Source organism: Nitrobacter sp. NHB1, assembly GCF_036964665.1.
In the GTDB taxonomy this organism is placed as follows: domain Bacteria; phylum Pseudomonadota; class Alphaproteobacteria; order Rhizobiales; family Xanthobacteraceae; genus Nitrobacter.
On the sequence record NZ_JBAMDA010000001.1, the window covers coordinates 2,472,321 to 2,486,810 of the forward strand.

Annotated in this window: 15 protein-coding genes and 1 tRNA gene; 11 read left to right on the forward strand and 5 right to left on the reverse strand. The window is 62.3% G+C overall.

From position 1 onward, the window contains the following. Positions 1-3 precede the first annotated feature (3 nt). Together coaE and dnaQ are read left to right on the forward strand one after the other, a co-directional pair. Complete coding sequence (gene coaE, locus V4R08_RS11515; protein ID WP_335579481.1) at positions 4-603, forward strand: dephospho-CoA kinase; 600 nt, start codon at positions 4-6, stop codon at positions 601-603. A gap of 22 nt (positions 604-625) precedes the next feature. Continuing rightward, a complete protein-coding gene (gene dnaQ / locus V4R08_RS11520; RefSeq protein WP_335579482.1) occupies positions 626-1,345 on the forward strand; it encodes a DNA polymerase III subunit epsilon in 720 nt (239 codons plus the stop codon). A gap of 127 nt (positions 1,346-1,472) precedes the next feature. On the opposite strand, the gene secB is transcribed toward dnaQ, so the two are convergent. Continuing rightward, positions 1,473-1,952 (reverse strand): protein-export chaperone SecB, encoded by a 480-nt coding sequence (gene secB / locus V4R08_RS11525; protein ID WP_335579483.1) that lies wholly within the window; start codon positions 1,950-1,952, stop codon positions 1,473-1,475. Between the two features lie 465 nt (positions 1,953-2,417). On the opposite strand from secB, the gene V4R08_RS11530 reads away from it, so the two are divergent. Genes V4R08_RS11530 through V4R08_RS11540 form a run of 3 tightly spaced genes read left to right on the forward strand, consistent with a single transcriptional unit; the run spans position 2,418 to position 5,240 of the window. After that, positions 2,418-3,122, forward strand: coding sequence for a Tim44/TimA family putative adaptor protein (locus V4R08_RS11530; protein WP_335579484.1), 705 nt, complete (start codon positions 2,418-2,420; stop codon positions 3,120-3,122). 10 nt (positions 3,123-3,132) lie between these two features. Further along, positions 3,133-4,632, forward strand: a complete 1,500-nt coding sequence (mltA, locus tag V4R08_RS11535) for a murein transglycosylase A (RefSeq protein WP_335579485.1) — start codon at positions 3,133-3,135, stop codon at positions 4,630-4,632. Continuing rightward, a complete protein-coding gene (locus tag V4R08_RS11540; RefSeq protein WP_335579486.1) occupies positions 4,629-5,240 on the forward strand; it encodes a Smr/MutS family protein in 612 nt (203 codons plus the stop codon). The genes mltA and V4R08_RS11540 overlap by 4 nt, the downstream gene beginning before the upstream one ends. Positions 5,241-5,381: 141 nt before the next feature. Here V4R08_RS11540 and V4R08_RS11545 read toward each other — a convergent pair whose 3' ends face one another. After that, positions 5,382-6,602 (reverse strand): ubiquinone biosynthesis hydroxylase, encoded by a 1,221-nt coding sequence (locus V4R08_RS11545; protein ID WP_335579487.1) that lies wholly within the window; start codon positions 6,600-6,602, stop codon positions 5,382-5,384. Positions 6,603-6,803: 201 nt separating this feature from the next. Here V4R08_RS11545 and tesB point away from each other — a divergent pair, with 201 nt between their 5' ends. The 4 genes from tesB (at position 6,804) to V4R08_RS11565 (ending at position 10,171) form a co-directional block, all read left to right on the forward strand. Beyond that, positions 6,804-7,664 carry an acyl-CoA thioesterase II gene (gene tesB, locus V4R08_RS11550; RefSeq protein WP_335579488.1) on the forward strand — a complete coding sequence of 287 codons (861 nt, stop codon included), beginning with the start codon at positions 6,804-6,806 and terminating at the stop codon, positions 7,662-7,664. Between the two features lie 166 nt (positions 7,665-7,830). Continuing rightward, on the forward strand, positions 7,831-8,169 hold the full coding sequence (locus V4R08_RS11555; RefSeq protein WP_335579489.1) for a P-II family nitrogen regulator: 339 nt from the start codon (positions 7,831-7,833) through the stop codon (positions 8,167-8,169). 285 nt (positions 8,170-8,454) lie between these two features. Further along, the gene (locus tag V4R08_RS11560) at positions 8,455-8,793 is read left to right on the forward strand and encodes a P-II family nitrogen regulator (protein ID WP_335579490.1); all 339 of its coding nucleotides are present in this window, start codon (positions 8,455-8,457) and stop codon (positions 8,791-8,793) included. Between the two features lie 37 nt (positions 8,794-8,830). Then, positions 8,831-10,171 carry an ammonium transporter gene (locus V4R08_RS11565; protein ID WP_335579491.1) on the forward strand — a complete coding sequence of 447 codons (1,341 nt, stop codon included), beginning with the start codon at positions 8,831-8,833 and terminating at the stop codon, positions 10,169-10,171. A gap of 91 nt (positions 10,172-10,262) precedes the next feature. Here the strand turns inward: V4R08_RS11565 and V4R08_RS11570 are convergent, their stop codons facing one another. Genes V4R08_RS11570 through V4R08_RS11580 form a run of 3 tightly spaced genes read right to left on the reverse strand, consistent with a single transcriptional unit; the run spans position 10,263 to position 12,164 of the window. Then, complete coding sequence (locus V4R08_RS11570) at positions 10,263-10,460, reverse strand: Trm112 family protein (protein WP_335579492.1); 198 nt, start codon at positions 10,458-10,460, stop codon at positions 10,263-10,265. A gap of 45 nt (positions 10,461-10,505) precedes the next feature. After that, positions 10,506-11,180 (reverse strand): LON peptidase substrate-binding domain-containing protein, encoded by a 675-nt coding sequence (locus V4R08_RS11575; protein ID WP_335579493.1) that lies wholly within the window; start codon positions 11,178-11,180, stop codon positions 10,506-10,508. Between the two features lie 57 nt (positions 11,181-11,237). Further along, complete coding sequence (locus V4R08_RS11580) at positions 11,238-12,164, reverse strand: tetratricopeptide repeat protein (protein ID WP_335579494.1); 927 nt, start codon at positions 12,162-12,164, stop codon at positions 11,238-11,240. Positions 12,165-12,404: 240 nt separating this feature from the next. Between V4R08_RS11580 and V4R08_RS11585 the strand changes: the two genes are divergently transcribed. Together V4R08_RS11585 and V4R08_RS11590 are read left to right on the forward strand one after the other, a co-directional pair. Beyond that, a tRNA-Gly gene (locus V4R08_RS11585) sits at positions 12,405-12,479 on the forward strand. A gap of 283 nt (positions 12,480-12,762) precedes the next feature. Then, positions 12,763-14,490, forward strand: coding sequence for a PAS domain-containing protein (locus V4R08_RS11590; RefSeq protein WP_335579495.1), 1,728 nt, complete (start codon positions 12,763-12,765; stop codon positions 14,488-14,490).

The following is a 14,490-nucleotide window of genomic DNA, read 5'->3' on the forward strand; positions in this document are numbered from 1 at the left end:
GACATGCTGGTGCTTGGGCTGACCGGATCGATCGGAATGGGAAAATCGACCACCGCGAAGCTTTTTTCGGAAGCCGGGGTGCCGGTTTACGATGCGGATGCGACCGTTCACGAAATCTATGAAGGAGAAGCGGCTCCGGCTATCGAGGCGGCGTTTCCCGGAACCACCCTCAACGGCAAAGTCGACCGCGAGAAATTGTCGGCAAAGGTCGTGCATGACGCCGCGGCCATGAAGCGGCTCGAACAGATCGTGCATCCGATGTTGCGCGCCTACCGTCAGGCGTTTCTCGACCGGGCCGAGCGATCGGGTGCTGAGGTGGCGGTTGTGGACGTGCCGCTGCTGTTTGAAACCGGCGGCGAAAAGTGTGTCGACGCGGTCGTCGTCGTTTCCACGACACCGGAAGTTCAACGCGAGCGCATTCTGGCCCGCGGCAACATGACGGGCGAAAAGCTGGATGCGATCCTGGCCCGGCAGTTGCCGGACGCTGAAAAGCGCAAGCGGGCGGATTTCGTAGTGGATACCTCGCACGGTCTTGATCACGTGCGCGAGCGAATCAGGGAAATCCTGGCCGGGGCTGCTAAAATGCCGCGGCGACGGCTCTGATTCTCAAGTTCAGCGGTAATCCATGCGCGAAATCGTCCTCGATACCGAAACGACCGGACTGGACCCGCTGCGCGGCGATCGTGTGGTTGAGATCGGGTGTGTCGAAATTTTCAATCGCATGCCGACAGGGCAGACATTTCACCGCTACATCAATCCGGAACGCGACATGCCGCAGGAGGCGTTCGCGGTGCATGGCCTGTCGAGTGAGTTCCTTGCCGAGAAACCGCTATTTACCCATGTCGTGGATGAATTCCTGGAATTTATTGGCGACGCGCCGCTGGTCATCCATAATGCATCGTTCGATATCAGCTTTATCAATGCTGAGCTTGATCGCCTCAAAATGCGGACGATCGGACGCGACCGGTTGGTGGATACGCTGCTGCTGGCGCGGCGGAAGCACCCGGGCGTGTCGAACCGGCTCGACGATCTCTGCTCGCGCTATGCCATCGACAACTCCCGCCGCACCAAACACGGCGCGTTGCTCGACGCCGAACTGCTTGCCGAGGTCTATATCGATCTGATCGGTGCGCGGCAGTCGCAATTGATCCTGGCGGAAACCGCGTCCCGTCGAACCGGCGGGACGCTGGATATGCCAAGACGGCAACGAACTGTGCCTCTTGCGCCGCGCGTTACCGATGCCGACCGCATTGCGCATCGGGACTTTGTCGCCACGCTCGGCGAGAAGGCGATCTGGAAGGAATTCGCCGGGACCGAGGCTTTGAAGCAGGCCGTTTCAGATTAGTAGAGCGTTTTCGCGCGAAGCATGTCCTCGGGCTTGACCCGAGGATGGATACCGGTTCGCGTGAAGAACACGCGTCAGATCAAAATCATGGAGCCCCGCTTCTGATTCCATCAGAAGCGAAAAGGTTCTAGCTCGGCTTTTGTTGCACCGCAGCCTGCCGTTCCATATTTTGCCGAAACATGCTCACGAAGTCGACCGGGTCCAGCATCAGTGGCGGAAATCCGCCGTCGCGAACCGCCGTCGCAATAATCTCGCGAGCGAACGGGAACAGAAGCCGCGGACACTCGATCATGACCAGCGGGGGCAGGTTTTCCTGCGGGACGTTAACGATGCGGAACAGGCCCGCATAGGCCAGCTCGAAGCGAAACATCAGCTTACCGTCATGTTCGGCCTTGCCCTCGACCGTGAGCGTCACTTCGAATTCGTCCTGCGCCACATTGTTGGCGCCAACATTGATCTGAACGCTGATCGCCGGCGGCTTCTGCTGAGGGGCGAGCGAAGAGGGCGCATTGGGATTCTCGAAAGAGAGGTCCTTGGTGTACTGAGCCAGCACATTCAGCTGGGGTGAAGGGGCTCCCTCGGGAGGTGTGCCGTTGCCGTTGGTCATGGATGTCTCTCCTGGAACGTTCAAGCGAGGCCTGTGATGATGCGCCTGCTCGAGGGGGCAAAGTGCCGCGTCGGGGCGAGTGGCTATCATAAGCCTGCCGCTGTCCACAAGGACGGCGACTGCGGCCGGGCTGCCTTCGGTCCCTCGACCGGCGCCGCGTTCTCGCGTAGCCTCGGACCTTCGGAAACCGCCGCCGTTTACGTGGCCCGATGGCTCAAACTGTTGAGGGGAGCGCGTTTTCTCCCTTGCAATCTGAATTTCCCCTTTGATCGGAAACGCGCTATTATTTATTGAAGTTGGCAGTTAAGGAGAGGACCGCTCCCTGACCCGGTTCGTTGTGCCAGGCGCCCTTGGCTAGATCGGGTTTCGTACCTACATCAATAGGGCCGTCTGACGCGAACCTGTGGCCCCGCTGGACGTTTGTTCGCCGGACGAGATCCAGACCGATCAGAAAGTGAAGACGACGTGGATATTTACACCATCATTTTCCTGGCGCTGGCGGTCTTTATCTTCCTGCGTCTGCGCAGTGTCCTGGGACAGCGCACGGGAAATGAGCGTCCGCCTTACGACCGTGCTACGCGAGAGGTCCTGCATGGTACGCAGGACAACAACGTTGTCCCGATGGCAGGTCCCGTGATCGACCAGGCGTCGTCGGCGCCCACGGGCGATGCAGCGTCCACCCCCGACCGCTGGAAAAATCTGGCCGAGCCCGGTACGCCCCTCGCCCTCGGGCTCGATGCCATTGCGGCTCAGGATTCGTCCTTCGATCCGAAGCATTTCCTCAACGGCGCGCGTAGCGCCTATGAGATGATTGTTCTGGCATTCGCCAACGGCGATCGCCGGACCTTGAAGGATCTTCTGTCGTCGGATGTCTATGAAAGCTTTGATGCCGCTATCAAGGATCGGGAGAAACTTGAGCAGAAAACGGAAACGCGATTTGTCTCAATCGACAAAGTCGAACTGATCGGTGCGGAATTGCGGGATAGTGCGGAGCAGCTGACGGTTCGTTTCACTTCGCAGATGATTTCGATGACCCGCGACAAGACCGGAGCGGTCGTCGACGGAAACCCCGAGAAGATTTCCGATATCACCGATGTTTGGACCTTTGCCCGCGATATCCCTTCGCGCGATCCGAACTGGAAACTGGTTGGCACCGGAAGCACCGACTGACCTTTATCGATTGAAAAGGTGCGCCGTCGGATTTTGCATCGCCGCGGCGCTTGTACCTGTCGCGGTCGAAGCTCATGACACCCGTCATCGTCCGGCCTGGCCGATCGAGATCGCGGGCGGCCAATATATGCCGGTCTCATGGGCCGAGATCGCCGGCTGGAACGACGACAATCATCTCGATGCATTCAAGGCTTTTCGTGCGAGCTGCCGTGCGGTCACCGCACGGCGGATTTCGGCTGTCAGCCAAAAGGCACTCGGCACGTCATTGCGGGCGCCGTGTCACGCCGCGAAGAATGCGGCTATCTCGGGCGATGCCAAAGCCCGCGCCTTCTTTGAGACCCGTTTCCGGGCGGTGCGCATTTCACGTCTCGGCGAAACCGACGGTTTTGTCACGGGCTATTACGAGCCGATCATCGAGGGATCGCGCATCAGGACGGATGCTTACACCGTGCCGGTTTATCGGCGTCCCTCGAATCTTTTCGTCCGGGGGTTTACGCAGAGCGCGCCGAGCTTGCCAAACAGCGGACCGGTGTATCGCAAGATCGGCCGCCGGAAGCTGGTTCCTTACTACGACCGCGCTGAAATCGAGGATGGCGCGATCGCAGGCCGTGGCCTCGAAATCTGCTGGCTGAAGAGTCAGACCGATCTGCTTTTCACGCAAATCCAGGGCTCCGCGCGGGTTCAGCTCGAGGACGGCTCGACCATACGCATCAACTACGATTCCTATAACGGATATCCGTATACCGCGGTCGGTCGTATCCTGATCGAGCGCAACATCATCCCAAAGGATCAGATGTCGATGCAGCGCATCAGGCAGTGGATGAATGAAAATCCGGATGGCGCCACCGAGCTGCGCCGCCAAAACCGGTCATATATCTTCTTCCGCGAGGTAAAGCTCTCGGACAACGACGAGGCGGTCGGCGCACAGGGCGTGCCGCTGGCGCCGGGCCGGTCGATCGCGGTCGATAAATCGCTGCATGTCTATGGCACGCCGTTCTTCATCGAAGGCGAGCTGCCGATCGAATCCGAGCAAGCGAAAACGCCGTTCCATCGACTGATGATCGCGCAGGATACCGGCTCGGCGATTCTTGGTCCGGCCCGGGCGGACCTCTACTTCGGCGCAGGTCCGGAAGCGGGGCGCGTGTCGGGCCGCCTGCGGCATAATATGCACTTCGTGATGCTTGTTCCGAACAGCCTCGATCCGGTCGCTCGCGGCAGAACCATGCCGCTTCCGGAAACCCGGCCGTCGGCAAGGATCGCAGAGCTGTTTCCGCCGAAGGCTCAGAAGCCGGCCGACCGCAAGGCCGGCCCGCAACCGTCAGCACCGTCCACCCTCGCCCCGGCGGGCGAGCCGGCCGGGGCTGCGCCCGTGTCCGCGGCGAAAGCTGCCTCGTCAGAAGCCACTCCGCTGCCGGCGGCGCGGCCCGAGGTCGGGTCCAGTCGCCATCAAGCGCGACGTCACTACCATCGCCGCCACTATCGTCATGAGCGACATCGCAACCCACGATGAAACGGTTGCCCCCTCGAATATCGGATCCGCCAGCGCCGTTGCGTCGTCGCCGTGCGTTGACCGGCGAAGAGCGCGAATTGTGGGAAAGCGTCGCGAAACAAGCAAAGCCGCTACGGAAAACCACCCGGCCAGGGAGTTCGCTCGAAGGGGCTTTGTCCGGCGCGCCCGACGCGGCCCGCAAAGTGGCAGCGGCAGCGAAAGCTGTTGCAGTCGCTCCAGCGGACCTCAAACCTTCAAGACCGGTGCCGCCGCCATTGACGCTGCTCAGCCGGCGCGAACGCGCGCGATTGTCACGGGGCAAACAGGACATCGAGGCGCGGATCGATCTGCACGGGATGACGCAGGCCCGCGCCCATCGTGCGCTGCACAACTTCCTGCTGCGCGCCAGCGCCGACGGCCTGCGGTTTGTCCTCGTCATCACCGGCAAGGGACGGACGGCGAGTCTCGATTCCAGCCGCGGCATCCTGCGCCAGCAGGTGCCGGAATGGCTCGGGCTTCCCGAGTTTCGCACGCTCGTGGTGGGTTTCGAACAGGCCCATATCGGCCACGGCGGCGAAGGCGCGCTTTATGTGCGAATGCGGCGCCGCCGTCAGAGCATTTCCCGGTGAAGTGGACCCGGTTCACCGTTCTGCAAAGACGTCGCCTCAGCGGGGTGCCCGTGCAGCGCGATCGGATTCTGCGCCGATTCCCGAAACAATAATGTCGAGGGCCGAGGTTCCGCGCTTGCGGGGACAACGATTTTGCGAAGCCTACAGCACCTCGCCCTTCAGGAGCCGCGGCACCTCGCCGGTCAGTCCGGCCGCTTGCCGGATGAATGCATTCTTCAGCGGCGGCATCCGGTCGACCAGGCCGAGCCCGATGTCGCGCACGCCGCGCAGCAGCGTCGACTCGTTCGAGAACAGCACGTTGAGTGTGTTGGTGGCGAAGCCCATCGCCACGGTGTCGAAGCGCCGCCAGCGCTGATAACGCTCGAGCACGTCGGCCTGCCCCGGATCGATGCCGAGCCTGATGGCATCGACCACGGTTTCCGCGAGCGCCGCGACATCCTTTAGTCCGAGGTTGAGGCCCTGGCCCGCGATCGGGTGAATCACATGCGCGGCGTCGCCGACCAGCGCCAGTCGCTCCGCTATGAACGAGCGCGCGACGAAATAATGAAGCGGAAACGCGCGCGGCTTGTCGAGCGCCTTGATCTCGCCGAGGTGCAGGCCGAAGCGCTGCTCCAGCGCGGCATGAAAGTCCTCTTCCGCGAGCGCGACGATGCGCGTGGCATCCGCCCGCTTCTCGGTCCACACCAGCGACGAGCGGCGGCCGGTCAGCGGCAGGATCGCGAACGGCCCGGCGGGGAGAAAATGTTCTTCGGCGCGGCCTTTATGATCGCGCTCATGACCGACGGTGACGACGATGCCAGACTGGTCGTACTCCCAGCCATGGGTGGCGATCCCGGCGCGCTCGCGCAGCTTTGAACGCGCACCGTCGGCAGCCACCAGCAGGCTCGCATCGATCGTCGAGCTGTCGGCGAGCGAGACGGTGACGCCGCCGGGCCGCAGGTCGCTTCCCGTCACCGCCGTGGCGCGCAAATCGACGCCTTCGGCGCGCGCGCGTGATGCCAGCGCCTCGATCAAATAACCGTTCTCGATCATGTGGGCGAACGGCTCGCCGGGCTCGACGTCGCCGGCAAATGTCAGGAAGACCGGGCGGGTGGCGTCCTCGAGCTTGGAATCCGTGATCACCATGTCGAGGATCGGCTGTGCGGTCCCGGCCACCTCGTCCCAGACCCCGAGCGCCTCGAACAGGCGGCGGCACGCCGCAACGATTGCCGTGGCGCGCGGATCGCGGCTCGGCCGGTTCGCCAGTGCGGGATCGGCGACCACGATCGGAACCTCGGCGCCCAGCCCCTGCCGCAGCGCCAGCGCCAGCGCCAGGCCGGCGAACGCGCCGCCGCAGATGACAATGCTCTGTTGTGTCGTCATGGTACGCCTTACTTTCCTGCGCCGGCAGTATAGCCGGCCGAAACAGGTTCACCAAACGGGAGAAACTAGCGAGTCCTGCCGTCATTGCGAGGAGCGAAGCGACGAAGCAATCCAGTCCTACGCCATAAAACCGGATTGCTTCGCTCCGCTCGCAATGACGGATAGATTGATGTCCGCGTATGGCTTAACTACGAGATTTCCATGTCCAAAAGCCTGATCGACCTGATCTCCATCCTCGATCTGCAGCCGATTGAGGAAAACCTGTTCCGCGGCAACAGCCCGAAGACGAGCTGGCAGCGGGTATTCGGCGGGCAGGTGATCGGGCAGGCGATGGTGGCGGCCTGCCGCACTGTCGAAGGCCGCCTGCCGCACTCGCTGCATTGCTATTTCATCCTGCCGGGCGATCCTGCCATCCCGATCATCTATGAGGTGGAGCGGTTGCGCGACGGCAAGAGCTATTCGACGCGGCGCGTCACCGCGATCCAGCACGGTCACGCCATCTTCTCGACCATGGTGTCGTTCCACGCGGACGAGGAGGGCGCGTTCGACCATCAGGAACGGATGCCCGAGGTGCCGCCGCCGGAGAAGCTGTCGCCGGAGGAATTCGCCAAGCAGCCGATGTTCAGGGAGATGCCGGACTTCATCCGCCGCTATTACGAATCCGACCGGCCGATCGAACTGCGCCCCGTCGAACTCAACCGCTACTTCGGTGAGAGGATCGACGACGGCCGCATCCATGTCTGGATTCGCACCGCGGCGAAACTGCCCGACGATCCGGCGCTGCACATGTGCGCGCTGGCCTATGCGTCGGATTTCGCGCTGCTCGATGCGGTGATGGCGCGCTACGGCCGCACCCTGTTCGACAAGCGCATGATGGCGGCCTCGCTCGATCACGCCATGTGGTTTCACCGCCCCTTCCGCGCCGACGAATGGCTGCTCTACGCGCAGGATTCGCCGAGCGCCCGGAACGGCCGCGCCCTCGCCCGCGGGCTGATCTTTCGGCGGGACGGCACGCTGGTCGCTTCCGTGGCGCAGGAAGGTGCGGTGCGCGAACGCCGCTGAGGTTCGTGCTGGCAAAGGACGCGAAAACCGGCTGGCACGGAGGCGACCATGCTTCCCCGCACTTTTTCTGCAAGTTTCCTGTGCCATCCTCTCGGAAAGATGCCAGATTTGGCCGGGAACGGATCCGGTCAAAACCGGGTTGCCAAGGGGATGAAGAGGTCGGACCATGAAACTCGTCGTCGCCATTATCAAACCTTTCAAGCTTGACGAGGTCCGCCAGGCGCTGACCGCGGTCGGCGCGCACGGTATGACCGTGACCGAGGTCAAGGGCTACGGGCGTCAGAAAGGCCATACCGAGATCTATCGCGGCGCCGAATACGTCGTGAATTTCCTGCCCAAGCTGCGGATCGAGGTCGCGGTCGCCTCGGAGCTTGCGGACAAGACCGTCGAGGTCATCACCGCGGCCGCGCGCACCGGCCAGATCGGCGACGGCAAGATTTTCGTGATTCCGATCGATCACGCGCTGCGCATCCGCACCGGCGAGACCGACGACGACGCGCTGTGAACGATGTTGAGGATCGCTGATACCTCGGGCGGGAGACCTGCTCTTGCATTGGGCACGGCCGGCCGGTTTTTTAGGCGTGGCCTGACCTGGCAATAAACGCGGCTCCTCGAACACCGCGAAAAGACTATAACTTCCAGTTAGTTATGAGATAAATGCCGGTCTGGCACGGCATTTGATTGCATGAGTCCGGCTGTGCTCGCGCCGCGACAATTCTCGGCATGGCGAGTCCCAGCCGAGACCGCCTGGCATGGTGCAGTCGGGCTAGACTAAGCAGGAATCGGACGCATGAAAATCGTTATGGCGATCATCAAGCCCTTCAAGCTCGAAGAGGTCCGCGATGCCCTAACCGCGATCGGCGTGCACGGCATGACGGTGACGGAAGTCAAGGGATACGGCCGCCAGAAAGGCCATACGGAAATCTATCGCGGCGCCGAATACGCGGTGAGCTTTCTCCCGAAGGTCAAGATCGAGGTCGCGGTCAATTCCGGCCAGGTCGATGCGGTCATCGAAGCCATCGCCTCAACCGCGCGGACCGGCAGGATCGGCGACGGCAAGATCTTTGTCATCGGCCTCGATCACGCGGTTCGCATCCGCACCGGCGAGCTCGATGCTGATGCGGTCTGATTTCGCGGTCATCCATCCTCAATCGGGAGCAAAGCACATGAGGTTCGAACGCCCGGCCCGCGCAGGACTGGCCGTCGCGGCGATACTCGCAGCAGTCGGCCTTGCGGGATTCGCCGACACGGCACTGGCCCAGACCACTGCTGCTGCCGCGGCATCGCCGCCGAAAATCGATTCGGGCGACACCGCATGGATGCTGACCGCCACCGCGCTCGTGCTGATGATGACGATCCCCGGCCTCGCACTGTTTTACGGCGGCATGGTGCGCAAGAAGAACGTGCTCGCCACGGTGATGCAGAGCTTCGCCATCACCTGCCTTGTTACCGTGCTCTGGATGGTGATCGGCTATAGCTGGGCGTTCACCGAAGGCACCAACTTTCTCGGCGGCGTCTCGCGCATGCTGCTGATGGGCATGGGCACCGACTCCGTCGCCGCCGCCGCGCCGACGATCCCGGAATCGGTGTTCATGTGCTTCCAGATGACGTTCGCGATCATCACGCCGGCGCTGATCTGCGGCGCGATCGCGGATCGCATGAAGTTCTCGGCGATGATGTGGTTCATGGGCCTGTGGTCGCTGTTGGTCTATGCGCCGATCGCACACTGGGTATGGGGCGGCGGATTTCTCGGCGGTCTCGGCGTGCTCGACTTCGCCGGCGGCACCGTGGTTCATATCAACGCCGGCGTCGCGGGGCTGGTCTGCGCGCTGGTGCTCGGCAAGCGCAAGGGCTACGGCAGCGAGAACATGGCGCCGCATAACCTGGTGCTGACCGTGATCGGCGCGTCGCTGTTGTGGGTCGGCTGGTTCGGCTTCAACGCCGGTTCAGCGGTGACGGCCGGCGGACAGGCCGGCATGGCGATGGCGGTGACGCAGATCGCGACCGCCGCCGCGGCGCTGGCCTGGATGGCCGTCGAGTGGGGTCTGCGCGGCCAGCCGAGCGTGCTCGGCATCTGCTCCGGCGCGGTCGCCGGTCTCGTCGCCATCACCCCGGCCTCGGGCTTCGTCGACCCAACCGGGGCGCTGGTGATCGGCGCGGTCGCCGGCATCGGCTGCTACTGGGGCGCCACCGGCCTCAAGCACATGATGGGCTATGACGACAGCCTCGACGCCTTCGGCGTCCACGGCATCGGCGGCATCATCGGCGCGCTGCTCACCGGCGTGTTCGCCCGCACCGCCATCAACAAGGCCGGCTCAGGCCTGATCGACGGCAACGTCCATCAGGTGATCGTCCAGATCTACGGCATCCTCGCAACCGTCGTTTATGACGCCATCGTCACCCTGATTATCCTGCTGGCCATCAAGGCGGTGATCGGCCTGCGCGTCAGCGGCGAGAACGAACGCGAAGGTCTCGACATCACCCAGCACGGCGAGGTCGTGCAATGACGCGACAACACGGGCCCGCGGCGCTTCGCGGCGCGCGCGCAGCCACCGGCGCGGCACGCGCTCCGTTGGCCTGGTCGAACCGACGTCACCCTTACTCGATCTTCCTGGCCTCTTCCGGCAGCATGATCGGAATGCCCTCGCGGATCGGGTAGGCGAGTTTGGCCGAGCGCGAAATCAGTTCCTGCCGCGCGCCGTCGAATTCCAGCGGTCCCTTGGTCACCGGGCAGACCAGAATCTCCAGAAGCTTTGGATCGACGGTATCTTCGGGGCGATCGGAGGGGGCGGTCATGCGCGGTCTCTTCGAAAGATTATGGTCGGGGTGCTCGCAGGCAGGCTACTGCAGCCCGGGGTCGCCGCTGGTGCGCTTTTTCGCGAGGTCCATTTCGGTGACGGCGATCAGAATTTCCGCGCGCGTTTTCAGATCGGGCGCTTCCAGCATCGCCTGCTTTTCCGGCGAGCCGTAGGGCGACATCATCGCCAGCGCGTTGACCAGCGCCTCGTTCGGCGCGGTCTCGATGCCCTCCCAATCCACCTTCAGGTCGTTGACCTTGAGAAAATCGGTTAGCACTTCGAGCAGCCGCTCGCGGTCGACGGCGTCCTCGCCCTTGCGCGCGGTCAGATCATCGGCATACGCGAAGAAATCCACCTTGCACTGGCGATAGGGCGTCAACACCGTCAGCTCTTCCGCGACCCGGAAACGCGAGACGCCGGTGAGTTCGAGAATGTAGCGGCCGTCGCCGGATTCGGCGAACTGGGTGATGCGCCCGACGCAGCCGACGCCGAACAGCTTCGGCCGGTCCTCGCTTGCGGAATTGGTGATGTCGGGCTGGATCATGCCGATCAGGCGATGGCCGTCGCGGAACGCGTCGTCGACCATCGCCAGATAACGCATTTCGAAGATATTGAGCGGCATCTGCCCGCGCGGCAGCAGCAGCGCGCCGGGCAGCGGAAAGACCGGTATCACTTCGGGAAGGTCACCGGGACCGCGATAGTCGGCATTGATGGGCATGGGCGGATCCGGTGCTTTCGAGAAATCCCTGCGGATGCGAATGTGAGAATCAAACCACTAGGAAAACAGGATCGTCGACAGGCGTTTGCGTCCCTCGACGGTGGCTTCGTCGGCGGCGCCCCACGCTTCGAAGAATTGCACGAGCTGCTTGCGGGCGGCGTCGTCGTTCCATTTGCGGTCGCGCTTGACGATGTCGAGCAGGTGATCGGTGGCATCGCTACGTTTGCCGCCGGCGTTCAGCGCGGTCGCGAGGTCGAATCGCGCCTGATGATCGAGCGGATTTTCTGTCACTTTCCGTTCGAGTTCGGCGACAGGGCCAAGCGAACTCGCCTGTTCGGCGAGGTCGATCATGGCCTGCACGGTGGTCACGGCGGCGTCGCCGCGCTTCGATTCCGGCACCAGCGCCAGCGTCTGCTTGGCCTTGTCGAGTGCGCCCGTGGTTGCATAGCAGCGCGCAAGTCCCGCGATTGCCGGAAGATTGGCAGCGTCGAAACCGACAACCTCGGCGTAGATCGAGGCCGCCGTGGTCGGATCGCCTGCGGCGAGCGCGGCCTCCGCCTCTTGCAGGATTTCCTCGACATTCGGACCGCCGGGCGCCGCCGCGCCCTGAGTCAGCTTGCCGATAAAGGCATTGATCTGGCTCTCGGGCGCCGCGCCCATGAAGTAGTCGACCGGTCGGCCGCCGGCAAAAGCAAAAACCGCCGGTATCGACTGATTGCCGATCTGTGCCGCAAGCTGCTGGAAAATGGCGGGATGCTGGTCGATGTTCATCTTGACCAGCTTGACCTTGCCGCCGGCGGCGAGCACGGCCTTTTCCAGGATCGGGGTGAGCTGGCGGCACGGTGCACATGACGGCGCCCAGAAATCGACCAACACCGGTTGGTGCGTCGATTCCTCGACGACGTCATTCATGAAGGTCTGGGTCGTCGTCTCCCTGATCAGATCCGACGCCTGCGGCCCGCTGGCTTGCTCGACTATGGTCACATGATCCTCGCCTGATGTCCCCGGAATGGGCCGGTCCTACTGCGGCCCGAACTCTTAATTGGTCCCTGCGTGGAAATTTTGCAATCGGTGGAACGCCCACCGGACCGTCCGGCGCAACGGGTATCCCGGCCAGGGCCGGACTCAGGGAACAATCGGCGATATCTGGCTGTTGCATTCGCAGGCTGCATTTGGCATAGCTCTGCGCTCCGGCGGCCGGTAATCGGTCGCCGGCTATCGGATGCGGGTGTAGCTCAGGGGTAGAGCACGACCTTGCCAAGGTCGGGGTCGAGGGTTCGAATCCCTTCGCCCGCTCCAGATTTTTCATGGCACAACAATAGCGTATGCGAGGCGCCCTCGCTTGCGGCGGGAGTGGCCACGCGGCGCGGTCCGCCGCACGATAAGTCCTGTCGAGATTTTGCGGCCCCGGATGCCGTGCCTGAAGCGACCTGGCGCGAGAAAACTGAGGCCAGCTTTTAGTAAATCTACGAGACGCATTAACCTCGCTTTAACCGAACCCCTTCATGGTCAGTAAACCAAGCTTTCGCCCGCGAGTCGGAAGCTTTGATGTTCTTTGGACCTGGTTCTTGGGAGGGGAAGAATGTTTTTCTTCAAAAAATGGTCAATCGCAAAAGAAAATGCTGCGAAAACCGCAGCAATCAGCAAATCTCAGGCCGTAATCGAGTTCGGTCTTGACGGAACGGTCATCACCGCCAACGAGAATTTTCTCAACATCCTCGGTTACAGGCTGGCGGACGTTCAAGGCAAGCACCACAGCATGTTCGTGGAGGCCGACGAACGATCCAGCGCCGCATACCGCGACTTCTGGTCCAGGCTGAATCAGGGCGAGTCGCAATCGGCCGAGTACAAACGTATCGACAAGGACGGCGAGGAGGTCTGGGTTCAGGCTTCCTATCTTCCCGTGCTGGATGCGAGGGGGAAACCGACAAAAGTTATCGAGATCGCGTCCGATATCACCGCGAAAAAGATCGAGGCTCTGGACCATGCGGGTCAGGTTTCCGCTATGGACCGCACGCAGGCGGTGGTCGAATTCAACCTCGACGGCACGATTATTACCGCAAACAAAATCTTCCTCAACGCGTTGGGCTACGCCCTTGGCGAAGTGCAGGGGAAGCATGACCGCATGTTCGTGGAGCCCACGGAGCGAGCAGGTGCTGCCTATCGCGAATTCTGGGCCAGGCTGAATCAGGGACAGGCGCAGTCGGCTGAATGCAAGCGCATTGGTAAAGCCGGAAACGAGGTCTGGATTCAGGCGACCTACAACCCGATCGCAGACGAGAACGGCAAGCCCTTCAAGGTCGTCACGTTCGCGACTGACATAACCAGCCAGAAATTGAAGATGGCCAACCTGGAAAGCCAGATCACAGCCATCGGAAAGTCGCAGGCGGTCGTCGAATTCGGCATGGACGGAAAGGTCATTACTGCCAACGATAATTCCCTGAAAACGTTTGGTTACTCCCTCGCCAAGGAGATCCAGGGCAAGCACCACAGCATGTTCGTGGAGGCGGGCGAGCGAGGCAGCACCGCATACCGCGATTTCTGGGCCAAGCTCAATCGGGGCGAGTCGCAATCGGCCGAGTACAAGCGTATCGGCAAGGACGGCAGGGAGATCTGGGTTCAGGCTTCCTATAATCCGATCCTGGACGCGAAGGGAAAACCGACGAAAGTTATCCAGCTCGCGACCGATATCACCGCCAGGAAGATCGAGGCTCTCGACAATGCAGGTCAGCTTGCCGCCATCGACCGCGCGCAGGCAGTGGCCGCATTCAACCTGGACGGCACGATCATTACCGCCAACGACAAGTTCCTCAAGGAGATGGGCTACACCCTCGGCGAAGTGCGGGGCAAGCACGTTGGCATGTTCGTGGAGCCATCGGAGCGGGCAGGCGTTGCTGATCGCGATTTCTGGGCGCGCTTGAATCGCGGCGAGGCTCAATCGGCCGAATACAAGCGTATCGGCAAGGACGGCCGGGAAGTCTGGATCCAAGCCTCGTACACCCCGATACTCGACCTCAAGGGCAAGCCGATCAAGGTTGTCGAATATGCCACGGTGATCGAATCGGTCGCGGCCGGTAGCGAAGAGGCGAGTCTTTCCATCCAGGAGACACCCGTGTCGTTGGCCAATCAGGCTGCTGATGACATAACCTCAGAGTCCGTCGGGCCGAGCTTGAGCATGAGGCGGCTGGAGGCGAACCGCAAGACCGCGAGCGCTGGTCCGTCTCTATTCTCCAATCTCCTGACGAATCTTCGGGACGGATTGAGCAACGCGATGGTGTCCTCGGCGAGGGCTGTGACCAACTTTTTGTGA

Coding starts and splice junctions, on each gene's coding strand:
- coaE (WP_335579481.1), top strand. CDS start 4: ATGCTGGTGCTTGGGCTGACCGGATCGATCGGAATGGGAAAATCGACC.
- dnaQ (WP_335579482.1), top strand. CDS start 626: ATGCGCGAAATCGTCCTCGATACCGAAACGACCGGACTGGACCCGCTG.
- secB (WP_335579483.1), bottom strand. CDS start 1,952: ATGACCAACGGCAACGGCACACCTCCCGAGGGAGCCCCTTCACCCCAG.
- V4R08_RS11540 (WP_335579486.1), top strand. CDS start 4,629: ATGAAACGGTTGCCCCCTCGAATATCGGATCCGCCAGCGCCGTTGCGT.
- V4R08_RS11545 (WP_335579487.1), bottom strand. CDS start 6,602: ATGACGACACAACAGAGCATTGTCATCTGCGGCGGCGCGTTCGCCGGC.
- tesB (WP_335579488.1), top strand. CDS start 6,804: ATGTCCAAAAGCCTGATCGACCTGATCTCCATCCTCGATCTGCAGCCG.
- V4R08_RS11555 (WP_335579489.1), top strand. CDS start 7,831: ATGAAACTCGTCGTCGCCATTATCAAACCTTTCAAGCTTGACGAGGTC.
- V4R08_RS11560 (WP_335579490.1), top strand. CDS start 8,455: ATGAAAATCGTTATGGCGATCATCAAGCCCTTCAAGCTCGAAGAGGTC.
- V4R08_RS11565 (WP_335579491.1), top strand. CDS start 8,831: ATGAGGTTCGAACGCCCGGCCCGCGCAGGACTGGCCGTCGCGGCGATA.
- V4R08_RS11570 (WP_335579492.1), bottom strand. CDS start 10,460: ATGACCGCCCCCTCCGATCGCCCCGAAGATACCGTCGATCCAAAGCTT.
- V4R08_RS11575 (WP_335579493.1), bottom strand. CDS start 11,180: ATGCCCATCAATGCCGACTATCGCGGTCCCGGTGACCTTCCCGAAGTG.
- V4R08_RS11590 (WP_335579495.1), top strand. CDS start 12,763: ATGTTTTTCTTCAAAAAATGGTCAATCGCAAAAGAAAATGCTGCGAAA.